Source organism: Rhizobium acaciae, assembly GCF_025941625.1.
In the GTDB taxonomy this organism is placed as follows: domain Bacteria; phylum Pseudomonadota; class Alphaproteobacteria; order Rhizobiales; family Rhizobiaceae; genus Rhizobium; species Rhizobium acaciae.
Genome location: NZ_JAPCZO010000020.1, coordinates 33,673 through 47,773, shown reverse-complemented (window position 1 = coordinate 47,773; position 14,101 = coordinate 33,673). Strand labels below are relative to the sequence as shown.

Below are 14,101 nucleotides of genomic sequence, written 5' to 3'. Positions count from 1 at the left end.
CCAGATCGCTTGACAGAGGCGGCAATCGCGAACATTCAAGGAACATCTAATCTTTCCCCAGTGATTCTGCGGGAGCCCGACCGGACGGCTGGATGTATCTCGAAAAGCTCAATCCGCAGCAGCGCATGGCCGTCGAGCACGGCACGCTCATCGACGGCAGCCATATTGCCGGGCCGCTGCTGGTCATTGCCGGCGCCGGCTCGGGCAAGACGAATACCTTGGCGCATCGGGTCGCCCATCTCATCGTCAAGGGCGCCGATCCCCGCCGCATCCTGTTGATGACCTTCTCGCGCCGGGCCGCCGCCGAGATGGCGCGACGCGTCGAGCGCATCTGCCGCGATGTGCTTGGTGCGAATGCCGGCGTGATGGCGGATGCGCTTTCCTGGTCCGGCACCTTCCACGGCATCGGCGCGCGGCTGTTGCGCGATTATGCGGAGCAGATCGGTCTCGATCCTGGGTTTACCATCCACGACCGCGAAGACAGTGCCGATCTGATGAACCTGATCCGACACGACCTCGGCTTCTCGAAGACGGAAAGCCGCTTTCCCACAAAGGGCACATGCCTTGCCATCTATTCCAGGGCGGTGAATTCGGAAACCGCGCTCGACCTCGTGTTGCGCGACGTCTTTCCCTGGTGCGCGACGTGGGAGAAACAGCTGCGCGAACTCTTCGCCAGTTATGTCGAGGCCAAGCAGAGCCAGAACGTGCTCGATTACGACGATCTGCTGCTCTACTGGGCGCAGATGGTTGGCGAAGCGATGATTGCCGAGGATATCGGCAGCCGCTTCGACCATGTGCTGGTCGACGAATATCAGGACACCAACCGGCTGCAGGCCTCGATCCTGCTGGCGCTGAAGCCCCAAGGCCAGGGGCTGACCGTCGTCGGCGACGACGCACAGTCGATCTATTCCTTCCGCGCCGCGACGGTGCGCAACATCCTCGATTTTCCCGCCGCCTTCAGCCCGGCCGCCAATATCGTCACGCTCGACCGCAACTACCGCTCGACGCAGCCGATCCTCGCCGCCGCCAACGCCGTCATCGATCTCGCCTCGGAGCGCTTCACCAAGAATCTCTGGACCGAGCGGCAATCGGTCGAGCGGCCGCGCCTCGTCACGGTGCGCGACGAGGCCGAGCAGGCGCGCTACGTCGCCGACATGGTGCTCGACAATCGCGAGGAAGGCCTCACGCTCAAGCAGCAGGCCGTGCTCTTCCGCGCCTCTCATCACAGTGGGCCGCTGGAGGTCGAGCTGACCCGGCGCAACATTCCCTTCGTCAAGTTCGGCGGGCTGAAGTTTCTCGACAGCGCGCATGTGAAGGACATGCTGGCCGCCCTTCGCTTCGCGCAGAACCCGCGCGACCGGGTGGCGGGCTTCCGGCTGATGCAGATCCTGCCGGGCGTCGGGCCGTCGACGGCGCAGAAGACGCTCGACCTGATGGCCGAGGATGCCAGCCCGATTTCTGCTCTCGCCGCCATGCCCGCGCCACCGCGCTCCGGCGAGGACTGGACGACTTTCGTTGCCATGCTGCAGGAGCTGAAGACCGGCAAGGCCGGCTGGCCGGCGGAAATCGGCCTGGCGCGACAATGGTACGCGCCGCATCTGGAACGGCTGCACGAGGATGCCGCGACGCGGCAGGCCGACCTGCTGCAGCTCGAGCAGATCGCTAGCGGTTATGCCTCACGCGAGCGTTTTCTCACCGAGCTCACCCTCGATCCGCCGGATGCGACCAGCGACCAGGCGGGCGTGCCGCTTCTCGACGAAGACTACCTCAACCTGTCGACCATCCATTCCGCCAAGGGCCAGGAATGGACGAAGGTGTTCATGCTGAACGTCGTCGACGGATGCATACCGAGCGATCTCGCCGTCGGCACCACCGCTGAAATCGAAGAGGAACGCCGGCTGCTCTATGTCGCCATGACGCGCGCCCGGGATGGTCTTGACCTCGTCGTGCCGCAACGCTTCTTCACCTATGGGCAGAACTCGCAGGGCGACCGGCACGTCTATGCCTCGCGCAGCCGCTTCATTCCCGCGACCCTACTGCAGTTCTTCGAGGCCTGCAGCTGGCCGCAGGGGAAATCGGAGGCCGCGCAAGCCCAAGCGCGGCAGGTGCGCATCGATGTCGGCGCCCGCATGCGCGGCATGTGGCGATAACCGGATAGAGTTTAGAGTGAAAGCGGCGGCTCAGCCGGTTTCAGGAAAAATTCGACCCTTGCGGGCTCCACGGCCTCGACTGACGCCGGCGACCATTTCGGATTGCGGTCCTTGTCGATGACGGCGGCGCGGATGCCCTCGAAGAAATCGGGATTGTCCAACATCTGCAGGCAGGCGCCGAGTTCGCGGCCGAGGCATTCGGCCAGCGAGGCGCTGCGGCGGCCGGCTCTGAGCAGCCGCAAAGCGAGCTTCAGGCTGGTAGGTGAACGCGTCAGCAGCACCCGGCGCGTCTCGGCGGCGAATTCGCCTTCCTCTTCGGCGAGGGCTGCCAGGACCTCCTCGACGCTGTCGAAACCAAATGCGCGATCGATCATCGCCGCGTTCTGCCTGAGCCGGCTTTCTCCCTGAGGCTCCGAAAGCGCCTGCAGTACGGCATCGACATCGCCGGATGAGCTGGCGCGCGGCAGGCCGGAGAGAGCATCGATCGCTTCGCCGAGCCGCGACGACGCGATCTGAAGGTCGGCAAGCCCAGCGTGGATCGCATCGGCCGCGCCAATATCAAGCCCTGTCAGGCCGAGCCATGTTCCGGCTTCGCCGGGCGCCCGCGGCAACAGCCAGGTGGCGCCGACATCCGGGACATAGCCGATGCCGGTTTCGGGCATGGCAAGCCGCGTGCGCTCGGTGACGACGCGGTGGCGGCCATGCGAGGACAGGCCGACGCCGCCGCCCATGGTGATGCCGTCCATCAGCGCGACATAGGGTTTGGGATAGGCGGCAATCATATGGTTGAGGCGGAACTCCTCGCGCCAGAAGCTTGCCGCCAGGCCATCGCCGGCGCGGGCGCTCTCATGCAGAGCGCGGATATCGCCGCCGGCGCAGAAGCCGCGTTCGCCCTCCCCCACCATCACGACGCTTGCCACCTCGAGATCATCGGCAAAGTCGTGAAGGGCCGTAGTGATCGCCCGGATCATCGGCAGCGTCAGGCTGTTCAGCGCCCGCGGCCGGTTGAGCCGGATCACGCCCGCTGTCCCCCGCCGTTCAATGATGACTTCGCCGTCATGCATGGTCCACCTCATCTGTTGAGACCATGAATAGACGACGGTGAAGCATCACTCCAGTCGATTTGCGGGGGATCGAGATCGATCGTTCAGGCAGAGAGCGAATTGCGGGCGGAAGCTTCGGCCTCGCACCTGAGAGCGTAGTCGATGGCAAGTTCGAGCGGCAGCGGCCGCGAGAAATGATAGCCCTGCGCCAGACGAACGCCCATCGCCTTCAATCCCTCGGCGATCTCTTCACTTTCGACGCCTTCGGCGACCGAGACAATGCCGAGATTCTGGCAGAGATTGGCGACCGAGCGGGTGATGTTCATGCAACGGGCGTCACGATCGAAATTCATCACGAAGGACTTGTCGATCTTCAGCTTGTCGAAGCCGAGACGATGAATATGGCTGAGGCTCGAATAGCCGGTGCCGAAATCGTCTAGCGCGATCGAGATGCCGGCAGCGCGCAGCATAGTGATCACCTGGTCGGCGGTGTCGAAATCGGAGAGCAATGCGGTCTCGGTAATCTCGAACTCGATGCGCTTCGGATCAATGCCGGAGCGAGTGATCATGGCCAGCAGCGCCATCGAGGTCTCGTGGTCGCAAATATCGCGCGCCGAGAGATTGAAGGACAGCCTGAGATTCCGTGGAATGATCGCCAGCGCTTCGAGCGCCTTGGCGAAAAGGATGCGCGTCATGCGGCCGATGACGGCCGTGCGCTCGGCCGCCGGAATGAAGGCGTCTGGGCTGATGCGGCCGAAGCGGGCGCTGTCCCAGCGGGCGAGCGCCTCGTAGGCGACGACGCGGCCGCTCTTCAGCTCGACGATCGGCTGATACTCGAGTTTCAATTCCTTGGCGAAATCATTCGCCTGCAGCTCGAGTTCGATCAGGTAGCGCTGCGTCAGGATCTTCTCGTGCTCGGCTGAAAAGAATTCGACGCCGCTGCTGCGCTTGCTCTTGACCTGGTAGAGGGCGAAATCGGCCTTCTCGTAGAGATCCTCGGCGGTGTATGTGCCGATATCGGGATAGACGATGCCGCAGGAGCCGAAAACGCGGACCGAGCCGTCGGGAATTTCGAAAGGGTCGCGGACGGCCGCACAGAGCGCCAGGCCGAGATCGGCGATCGCCTTGCGTGTCATCGAGCAGGGGAAGATGATCCCGAACTCATCGCCGCCGAGACGGGAGACGATGCCCTCTTCGCCGACCAGCGCGACGAAGCGGCGGGCCGTCTCCTTGAGCACGAGGTCCCCGGCGGCATGGCCGAAGACGTCGTTGACCGGCTTGAAGCCGTCGAGGTCGAGAATGCCGAGGACGGGTGGCGAGGACGGATCCTTCTGCAGCCGTTTTTCCAGCGAGAGAAAGAAGCTGCGGCGATTGGCAAGGCCGGTCAGCTGGTCATGCAGCGCGTTGCGGCTGTTGACGAGGTTCAGCTCTTCGGCTTCCGCCTGCTTCTTCTTCAGTTCCTCGGTCAATTGCACCAGACCGACGAAATTCTGGAAATAGCTGTTGATCACCCGGAGGAAGGGCAGGATCAGGAAGAGGCCGCTGATGGCCGTCGCGACGAAAACGGGATTGCCCGAGAACAGGAAGGTCGCGACCATGGCCGCGAAGGTGATGACCGTGGTCAGCGCTGCCGCCATCGGCAGGTGCATCAGGCAAAAGATGCAGGAAATGCCCGTCACCACGAGGAAATAGGCGATCTGACCCTGCTGGGAAGCATCGCCATATTGGTAAAGCGCGATCGCCCAGCCGCCGAAGGCGACGGCCAGGATGCCGGCTCCTGATATCGTGAGCTTCATCAGCCTGTAGGCCCGCTCGGGGGTAACGTTTTCCTTGCCCCGGATCTCCCACCAGCAGAGACGGAAGACACAGACGACGCTCAAGGCCACGGGAATGTAGAGCGAGAGCCAAAGGGGCGCGGATTTGAGGTGGGTGATCGCCACCGCAAGGGCATTGATGATCAGCAGGACATAGAGAATGGGGATCTGCGACGACAGGGCTCGGAACTGCGCCAGCAGAAGCGTCGGATTGTCTTTTTGCAGCTGCAATGAGGCCAGAAAGTTCTTCATCGTCTCTTTTCCGTTGGCCCGAGCCAGCCAGAGAAAGCTTGATTTTTCCTTATTCACGTTACGGCATGCAGACCCCCGAATGCGCGGGGATGGTAAACGGGCTCTTGCATCAGAACGAAGCGGCGGCCAGTGCCCGGTGGATGCTGTGCAGGTCGTCGACGTTCTTGTTCGACAGGAACAGTTCCCAATCGAGCGAACTCTGGACGATGGTTTCCAGCGAATCGTATCTGGGCTTCCAGTCGAGCACCTGGCGGGCGAGGGAAGCGTCTGCGACGACGCTTGCCGAATCGCCGGCGCGCCGCGGCGCCATGTGGATCTTGAAGGAATGTCCGTGCAGGCGGGTGACCATGTTCAGCACGTCGAGCACCGAATAGCCGCTGCCATAACCGCAATTGGCAACGAGTGAGCCCTTGCCTCTGCGCAGATGCTGCAGCGCTTTCAGATGTGCATCGACGAGATCGCTGACGTGGATGTAGTCGCGCACGCCGGTGCCGTCATGGGTGGGATAATCGATGCCGTAGACATTGACGCTGTCGCGCCTGCCGAGTGCCGCCTCGCAGGCGACCTTGATGAGGTGCGTGGCGCCTGAGGTCGACTGGCCGGCCCGGTGGTGCGGGTCGGCGCCGGCGACGTTGAAGTAGCGAAGCGCAACATAGTTGAAATCATAGGCGGCGGCGGCGTCGCGCAGCATGAACTCGGTCATCAGCTTCGACTGGCCGTAAGGATTTTCCGGGTTGAGGGGGGCCGTCTCCTTCACCGGCAGGTCGGTCTTTTGCTGGCCGTAGACGGCCGCCGTCGAGGAGAAGACGAAGTTGCGGATACCGGCCTTGACCGAAGCGCTCAGCAGCGCCCGGGTCTTGCCGGAATTGTTGTCGTAGTAGGAGAGCGGATCGGCGACCGAGACCGGGACGACGGCGGAGCCGGCGAAATGGATGATCGCCTCGATGTCGTTTTCGATGAAGACCTTTTTCAATATGTCGGGATCGGCAACGTCGCCGAGATAGAAACGCGCCGCCGGCGCCACGGCCCAGCGAAAGCCCGTGGAGAGGCGGTCGAGCACGACCACATCCTCGCCCGCATCGAGCAGCGCCCAAACCATGTGACTGCCGATATAACCGGCTCCGCCCGTCACCAAAACCGCCATGTCCCACATCCCCGCTTTCGTTTTTATAAGCAGGGGCATCAGGCGCCGGTTTTTCTTTCCAATTTTCTTATCGAGCGGCCTTTGGAAGGCCTTTGAACGGGTAAGTTTGGAGTCGTGGTTAGAGGCCGATTTCCGGCTTTGCTAGAGTTTTATCGATCCGGCGATTCCGGCACAAAATCGACTTGGCCGACGCTTCTCAGAGCTTGAGGATATAGTCGCAGAGGCGCTCGGCCGCGATCGCCACCTGCGCTGGATCGCGCAGAAAACAGGCGCGCAGGAAGAGTTCGCCGCCCGGTCCGAAAGCGGTGCCGGGAGCAAGGCCGACGCCTGTCTTGTCGACGATGTCGAGCGCTGCCTTGCGGCTGTCGGCGACGCCGTCGATCTTCAGGAAGGCGTAGATCGCACCATCCGGTTTCAGTGTCTCGACGCGGTTGGTGGCGACAAGCGCATCGCAGAGAATATCGCGGGAGCGGGCCGCCTTGGCGATATTGGCAGCGACGAAATCGTCGCCTTGATCAAGGGCTGCGACGGCGCCCTTCTGCATGAACTGCGCCACGCCCGATGTCGAATACTGGATGAGGTTTTCGAGCACCTGTCCCATCTCAGGGGGTGCTACGATCCAGCCGACGCGCCAGCCGGTCATCGACCAGTTCTTCGAGAAGGAATTGACGAAGATGATCTTGTCGTCCGGTTCCATCACATCGAGAAACGAGGGGGCGCGGTGGCCGGCAAAATAGTAGCGGGCGTAGATTTCATCCGCCATGATCCAGAGGTCGTGCCTGCGGGCAAGCGCCAGGATATCGCCAAGATCCTGCTTCGTTGCGGTCCAGCCCGTCGGGTTCGACGGCGTGTTGATGAAGATGCCCTTGGTCTTCGCGGTGATCGCGGCTTCGATGCGGTCAAGATCGACCGCCCATTTGCCGCCTTCGAACTGCAGCTCGACACTGAGCGAGCGCGCACCTGCTATCTCCAGGGCGGCGGCGATGTTCGGCCAGGAAGGCGAGAGGTAAACCAGTTCGTCGCCCGGCGAGGTCAACGCCTGCACGGCGATCTGGATCGCCTGCATGCCGGAACCGGTGACGTAGAAATGCTCGACCGGAAGCCGGATTTCGAAATGTCTGTCGTAATAATCCGAAAGCGCCTGGCGAAGCTCCGGAATGCCGCGCTGCCAGGTGTAGAAGGTCTCGCCGGCGGCAAGCGCGTCCATTGCCGCCCGGCTGATGAAATCGGGCGTCGGCAGATCGCCTTCACCCACCCAGAGCGGCAGCAGGCCTTCGCGGCCACGGGCATAATTGACGAGTTCGACGATCCCGCTTTCGGGCGCCGCCAGGGCGCGCGGGCTAAGGCTGCTGACGATCGACATGCATATCTCCGGTTTCCGCCTTTCATAGCGGACTTGCGCCGGCAAATCTCATGATATCCGGTGATGGCATATCGATTTTGGTGATGATTGAGCCCGGCCGGAACGGACGGGCTCCAGCCCGGATCAAGCCGTCGGGCGAGTGGCGAGAAGATCGCGGATTTCCGTCAGCAGCTGAACGTCTGCCGGCGGCGGGGGCAGCTCTTCCGGTGCCGCCTTTTCCTGGCGCTCGATCTGGGCACGCATGGTGTTCACGCCCTTGACCATCAGAAAGATGATCCAGGCGAGAATGAGGAAGTTGATGAGCACGGTGAGGAAGCTGCCATAGGCAAACACCGCTCCCTGCTCGCGGGCGGCGGCGAGCGACTGCGCGTTGACGGCCGACGAGAGCGGGAGGAAGTAATTCGAAAAATCGAAGCCGCCGAAAATGGCGCCGACGATCGGCATGATAAGGTCATCCACCAAAGATTTGACGATACCACCGAAGGCGCCGCCGATGATGACGCCCACTGCAAGATCCATGACATTGCCGCGGGCGATAAAGGCCTTGAACTCATTGAGCATCGGATCCGTCTCCCTTCGATCCATTTCAAAGATATGCAATGGAATTTATTAGCTACATCTTCATTGCAATTAATCAATCGGCAATCGCAATTATTCGGCAATACCTCTCCCGCGGTCTTTGACTTAAGGCCTAGACGGCCAGGAATTTTCAAAGCGTCTGAAATGACTTAAGCTACCCAAGTTGCGGGAGGTCCCGGCGGGTTTTGCGCCGGCGGAGGGTCAATGCTTCCAGGCTGGGTTATATTCGCGTCTGCCTTCGGCTATCTGCTCCTGCTTTTCGCCGTGGCAAGCTATGGCGACCGCAAGAACCGCGGCCAGGGCACGCCGCAAGGCGGCCAGGGCACGCTGGAAGGCGGCCCGGGCACGCTGGGCGGATGGCCGGTGGTCTATGCGCTAAGCCTTGCGATCTACTGCACCTCCTGGACCTATTTCGGCAGCGTCGGGCTTGCGGCGCAGCGCGGGTTGGAGTTTGCCGGCATCTATATCGGCCCCATCCTGGTCTTCACGCTCGGCATGCCGCTGCTTCGCCGCATCATCGAGCTCGCCAAGGCGGAGAAGCTCACCTCGGTTGCCGATTTCGTCGCCGCGCGCTACGGCAAGAACCCGACGGTCGCAACGATCGTCGCCCTGATCTCGCTGATCGGCGCCATTCCTTATATCGCGCTGCAGCTCAAGGCGATCTCCAGCACCGTCAGCGCCATGGTCAATCCGTCCGATTACGGCATCGGCAGCGGTAATCTTTATTTCCTCGACCTGCCGCTCGCCGCGACGCTGGTGCTTGCCTGTTTCGCCATCATGTTCGGCACGCGGCATACGGATGCGACGGAGCATCAGGATGGCCTCATCCTCGCCGTCTCGATGGAATCCGTGGTCAAGCTCGTCGCCTTCCTGACGGCCGGCGTCTGCGTCATCTGGTTTCTGTTCGATGGCCCGACCGATCTCTGGCGCAAGACCGTCGACAACGAGCTGGTCATGTCGGCGCTCAGCTACCATACGCCGATCAGCCGCTGGATCACCCTGATCGTCTTGTCGGCCTTTGCGATCATCCTGCTGCCGCGGCAATTCCACGTGACGGTTGTCGAAAACCGAACCCCGAAACAGTTGAAACTCGCAGGCTTCCTGTTTCCCACCTATCTGATCGCCATCAATCTCTTCGTGCTTCCGGTGGCGATCGGCGGGCTGCTGACCTTCGGCGGCACCGGCAATGCCGATTTCTACATGCTGTCGCTGCCGCTTGCCGGCCAGATGCCCGTCATTTCGCTGATCATCTTCATCGGCGGTTTCTCCGCCGCAACGGCGATGGTCATCGTCGATTCCGTCGCATTATCGATCATGGTGTCGAACGACATCATCATGCCGATCTTCCTCAGGCGCAAACTCGCCGGCCGCGCCGGCCAACGCGACAATTTCGCCAAGACGCTGCTCAATATCCGCCGCAGCGCCATCTTCGCGGTGTTGCTGTTCGGCTACGCCTATTACCGCTCGACCGACAGCACCGCCGGCCTTGCCTCGATCGGCCTTCTTTCCTTTGCCGCGATCGCGCAGATCGCCCCAGCGCTGTTCGGCGGGCTGATCTGGCGGCGGGCGAATGCGCGCGGCGCGATCCTCGGGCTGACCTCCGGCTTCGTCATCTGGATCTACCTGCTGTTCCTGCCCTCGCTCGGCGGCCCCGATTATTCCTATGTGGCGAGCGCCGTGCTCGGCTTCATCTTTCCCGGGACTACCCTGTTCACCGCGCCCGACGCCGATCCGCTGGTCAATGCGACGGCGATGAGCCTGCTGGTCAATAGCGCCTTCTTCGTCGTCGGCTCGCTCACCCGCAACGCCAAGCCGCTGGAGCGCATCCAGGCCGGCATCTTCGTCAAGCGGCATTCGCGCTCGCAATTTGCCACGCGCGGCTGGAAGACCCGCATCAGCGTCGGCGATCTCAAGGCGGCGATCTCGCGCTATCTCGGCGAAGAGCGCATGCAGCGCTCGCTCACGACCTACGAACAAAGCTCCGGCCGCAAGCTCGAAGATGAACAGCCGGCCGACATGGCGCTCATCCACTTCAGCGAACAGCTGCTCGGCAGCGCCATCGGCTCGTCCTCGGCCCGGCTGGTGCTGTCATTGATCCTGCAGAAGATCGAGGATGCCTCTTCCGACACGGCCTGGCTGCTCGACCAGGCGAGCGAGGCGCTGCAATATAACCAGGACATGCTGCAGACGGCCCTTTCGCAGATGGACCAGGGCATTGCCGTCTTCGACAGTTCCAACCGGCTGACGATCTGGAACCGGCGCTTCCGGCAATTGCTGGACCTGCCCGAGAATGCCGGCCAGGTCGGTTTTCCCTTGTCCGAAATCGTTACCACGCTCAGCCAGCGCGGCGATATCGCGCCCGGCGATCTCAGCCAGACGGTGCGACATTTCCTGACGCTCGACAAACCTTTCTCGCTGGTGCTCGGCGGCGGTGAGCGGATCATCGAGGTGCGCTCCAACGCCATGCCCGACAAGGGCATCGTCGCCACCTTCACCGACATCACCCAGCGCGTCAGTGCCGACAAAGCGCTGAAACAGGCAAATGAGACGCTGGAGCAGCGCGTCGCCGAACGCACGGCCGAGCTTACCCGCGTCAACCGCGAACTCGGCGAGGCGCGCGCCGCCGCCGACGAGGCGAATATCGGCAAGACACGCTTTTTCGCCGCCGCCGGCCACGATATCCTGCAGCCGCTCAACGCCGCCCGGCTCTATTCCTCGGCCTTGGTCGAGCGCATGGCGCAATCCGACAACGCCCCGATCGTGCGCAACATCGATTCCGCGCTGGAATCGGTCGAGACCATTCTCGGCGCGGTGCTCGATATATCCAGGCTCGATACCGGCGCGATGCGGCCGCGGCTCGCCTCCGTCGCGCTCTCCGACCTGCTGGAGCGTATGCAGACCGATTTCGCGCCGATCGCTCGCGAAAAGCAGCTGAAGCTGGTGGTCATGCCGACGTCGTTGCGCGTCCGCTCCGATCCCAATCTGCTGCGAAGACTGGTGCAGAACCTGGTTTCCAACGCCATCAAATACACGATCACCGGCAAGGTGCTGGTCGGGGCGCGGCGGCGCGGCAACCAGGTGATCATCCAGGTCATCGATTCCGGCATCGGTATCCCGCCGTCGAAATTCCGCACCGTGTTCAAGGAATTCGCGCGGCTGGACGAAGGCGCGAAAACCGCCTCCGGCCTCGGGCTCGGCCTGTCGATCGTCGATCGCATCGCCCGCGTGCTCAACCATCCGGTCGAGCTCCAGTCGACGCATGGCAAGGGCACGGAATTCCGCATTGCCATGCCGCTCGACATCTCGCGCCCGGCCGCGGCCGCAGCAGCGGTTACGCCCGCCGACCGTTCCGGCCAGCCGCTGAGCGGGTTGAAGATCCTCTGCATCGATAACGAGCCGAAAATCCTCGAAGGCATGCGGCTCTTGATCAGCGGCTGGGGCTGCGAGGCGGAGTCGCTCAATTGCCTCGCCGAGGTCACCGCCGTCGATGGCCAGGAGGGACCGCCTGACATCGTCATCGCCGATTATCATCTCGGCGACGGCACCGGCATTGCCGCGATCCTGCATCTGCGCCGGCAGTTCGGCGCCGATATCCCCGCTTTGCTGATCACGGCCGACCGCACGCCGGAGGTGCGCAGCGAGGCCGAGCGACACGGTATCGCCGTTCAGCACAAACCGGTGCGGCCGGCGGCGCTGCGCGCCTATATCACCCAGATTTCCGGCATCAAGCGCGCCGCCGCGGAGTAAGCGCAAACTTAGAGCATTTCCGTTTTTCTCCGAATCACGGAGATGCCCTATCTCTTTGTTTTCACGCAATTCCGGACGCAAAACCGCTACACACTTTTGCTGGAATTGCTCTTAGTCCGTCGTGCTCATGACACGCGCAACCAGATCGCGCACGCGTTTTGTCGCCGGCACATCGCCGAACAGGATGCGGTACATGATTGGCGCCACGACCTGGTCCATGACGCGCTCGACATCCGGAAAGGCCTCGCCGCGGGCCTTTGCCCTCTCGGCGATGACGTCGATCTGCTGGCGGGTATATTCGCTGCATTTACAGGCATTCGCGCCCGCCTGCGCCGCCAGCACGTCGCGGATCATCTCGCGGCCCGGGCCGGAGGACATTTCCTCGGCATATTGCTCGGCCCAGGTTTCGAGATCGGCCTTGCCGCTGCCGGCATCGATCGGCTGCATATCCGGCCGCAGCCGATCGACGGCGACATCGGCAAGAAGCTCCTGCAGGTCACCCCAGCGGCGATAGATGGTCGACGGCGTTACCCCCGCCTTGCCGGCAATCAGCGGGATCGTCACCTCGGCACGGCTCATCTCGGCCATCAGCTCGCGGACCGCCTTGTGCACCGATGCCTGAACCCGGGCGCTTCTGCCGCCCGGACGGAGATTCTCTTTCACTGTCATGCGTGCAACCCGACTTTCGCCCCCTGACACCGATGGTTCAAAATCTTTGACAGACCTATTAATGCAAAGAATTTGCTTTTACGAAATGCCTGCTCTACACAAGCTAACGCAACGGCTTAGCTTTAAGAGGCTTATATATGTTCGCCGCAGCCAAATCCACCGAGAATTCGCCACGCCCCTCGATCGGCTTTCATGCGCTGACACTCGCGACTTTCTTCGGCGCCTCCGCGGCGCCGACGCCGCTCTATCGGATCTATCAGGAGAACTTCTCCGTCTCGCCGGTGCTGATCACGGTGATCTTTGCGGTCTACGCCTTCGCGCTGTTGGCGGCGCTGCTGACCGCCGGTTCGATCTCCGACCACCTCGGCCGCAAGCCGGTGATCTTCTTCGCCCTCGTGCTCGAAATCGTCGCCATGGCGCTCTTTGTTGTCGCGAGCGGTCCCGGCTGGCTGATCGCGGCGCGGATCGTGCAGGGGCTGGCAACCGGGATCGCCGGCGCCTCGATCGGCGCGGCGCTGGTCGATGTCGACAGGGCAAAGGGACAGATCGTCAATTCGATCGCGCCGCTTTGCGGTATGGCGGTGGGTGCGGTCGGCACCAGCGCCCTGATCCAATACGGCCCCTTCCCGATGCATCTGGTCTATGCGCTGTTGTTTGTCGCCTTCACGCTGCAGGCAGCGGTCATCTGGCTGACGCACGAGACCGGCGGCACGCGGCCGGGCGCACTCGGCTCGCTGATCCCGCGGGTCACCATTCCCAAGCAGGTGAAGCGACCGCTCTCGTTGGTGACACCGATCAACATCGCCAACTGGACGCTTGCCGGCTTCTATCTCTCGCTGGTCCCGTCCTTGGTCGCCAGCACAACAGGCAGTCGGGCGCCGCTGACGGGCGGGGCCGTCGTCACCGCATTGATGGTGAGCGGAGCAATCGCCGTCTATCTTAGGCGCAGCAAGACGGCCTCGGCCAATCTGGTTTTCGGCGTGTCGGCCAAGACGCTCGGCATTCTGACGGTCGTTGCCGGCGTGCATCTTGCCAATGTGCCGTTGCTGCTCGTCGGCACGATTTTTACCGGCGTCGGTTTCGGCACCAATTTCCTCGGGTCGATCGGCACCATCATGCCGCTCGCCAAACCGGACGAGCGGGCCGGACTGCTGTCGGCCTTCTACGTCCAGAGTTACCTCGCCTTCAGCCTGCCGGCGATCCTTGCCGGGTTCCTGGCGAAGTCGGCCGGTTACGCATTGACGACGGATATCTATGCGACGGCGATCCTGCTTTTGATGGGCGTCGGATTGGTGAGCATTCGCGCCGACCGGCGGAAGGTCGCGGGGAGTGCTGCCTGA

9 protein-coding genes are annotated in these 14,101 nt (G+C 62.7%); 3 read left to right on the top strand and 6 right to left on the bottom strand.

Annotated features, from left to right (window positions below):
* Positions 1–92 precede the first annotated feature (92 nt).
* Positions 93–2,150 (top strand): ATP-dependent helicase, encoded by a 2,058-nt coding sequence (locus tag OLZ32_RS27680; protein WP_264423849.1) that lies wholly within the window; start codon positions 93–95, stop codon positions 2,148–2,150.
* Positions 2,151–2,161: 11 nt separating this feature from the next.
* On the opposite strand, the gene OLZ32_RS27675 is transcribed toward OLZ32_RS27680, so the two are convergent.
* The 5 genes from OLZ32_RS27675 to mscL all read right to left on the bottom strand — a co-directional run bounded on the left by OLZ32_RS27675 (position 2,162) and on the right by mscL (position 8,327).
* Positions 2,162–3,214, bottom strand: a complete 1,053-nt coding sequence (locus OLZ32_RS27675; RefSeq protein WP_264423847.1) for an enoyl-CoA hydratase/isomerase family protein — start codon at positions 3,212–3,214, stop codon at positions 2,162–2,164.
* Between the two features lie 83 nt (positions 3,215–3,297).
* A complete protein-coding gene (locus OLZ32_RS27670; protein WP_264423845.1) occupies positions 3,298–5,259 on the bottom strand; it encodes a putative bifunctional diguanylate cyclase/phosphodiesterase in 1,962 nt (653 codons plus the stop codon).
* A 109-nt stretch (positions 5,260–5,368) separates the two neighbouring features.
* The gene (gene galE / locus OLZ32_RS27665) at positions 5,369–6,403 is read right to left on the bottom strand and encodes a UDP-glucose 4-epimerase GalE (RefSeq protein ID WP_003545285.1); all 1,035 of its coding nucleotides are present in this window, start codon (positions 6,401–6,403) and stop codon (positions 5,369–5,371) included.
* 196 nt (positions 6,404–6,599) lie between these two features.
* Entirely contained in the window at positions 6,600–7,766 is a 1,167-nt protein-coding gene (locus tag OLZ32_RS27660; RefSeq protein WP_264423843.1) for a pyridoxal phosphate-dependent aminotransferase, read from the bottom strand.
* 123 nt (positions 7,767–7,889) lie between these two features.
* On the bottom strand, positions 7,890–8,327 hold the full coding sequence (mscL, locus tag OLZ32_RS27655) for a large conductance mechanosensitive channel protein MscL (RefSeq protein WP_264423842.1): 438 nt from the start codon (positions 8,325–8,327) through the stop codon (positions 7,890–7,892).
* 222 nt (positions 8,328–8,549) lie between these two features.
* Between mscL and OLZ32_RS27650 the strand changes: the two genes are divergently transcribed.
* Positions 8,550–12,092, top strand: a complete 3,543-nt coding sequence (locus tag OLZ32_RS27650; protein ID WP_264423841.1) for a PAS domain-containing hybrid sensor histidine kinase/response regulator — start codon at positions 8,550–8,552, stop codon at positions 12,090–12,092.
* A gap of 111 nt (positions 12,093–12,203) precedes the next feature.
* Here the strand turns inward: OLZ32_RS27650 and OLZ32_RS27645 are convergent, their stop codons facing one another.
* Positions 12,204–12,761 (bottom strand): TetR/AcrR family transcriptional regulator, encoded by a 558-nt coding sequence (locus OLZ32_RS27645; protein ID WP_164024904.1) that lies wholly within the window; start codon positions 12,759–12,761, stop codon positions 12,204–12,206.
* A gap of 137 nt (positions 12,762–12,898) precedes the next feature.
* Between OLZ32_RS27645 and OLZ32_RS27640 the strand changes: the two genes are divergently transcribed.
* Positions 12,899–14,101: an MFS transporter gene (locus OLZ32_RS27640; protein ID WP_264423838.1), complete on the top strand. Its 1,203-nt coding sequence runs from the start codon at positions 12,899–12,901 to the stop codon at positions 14,099–14,101.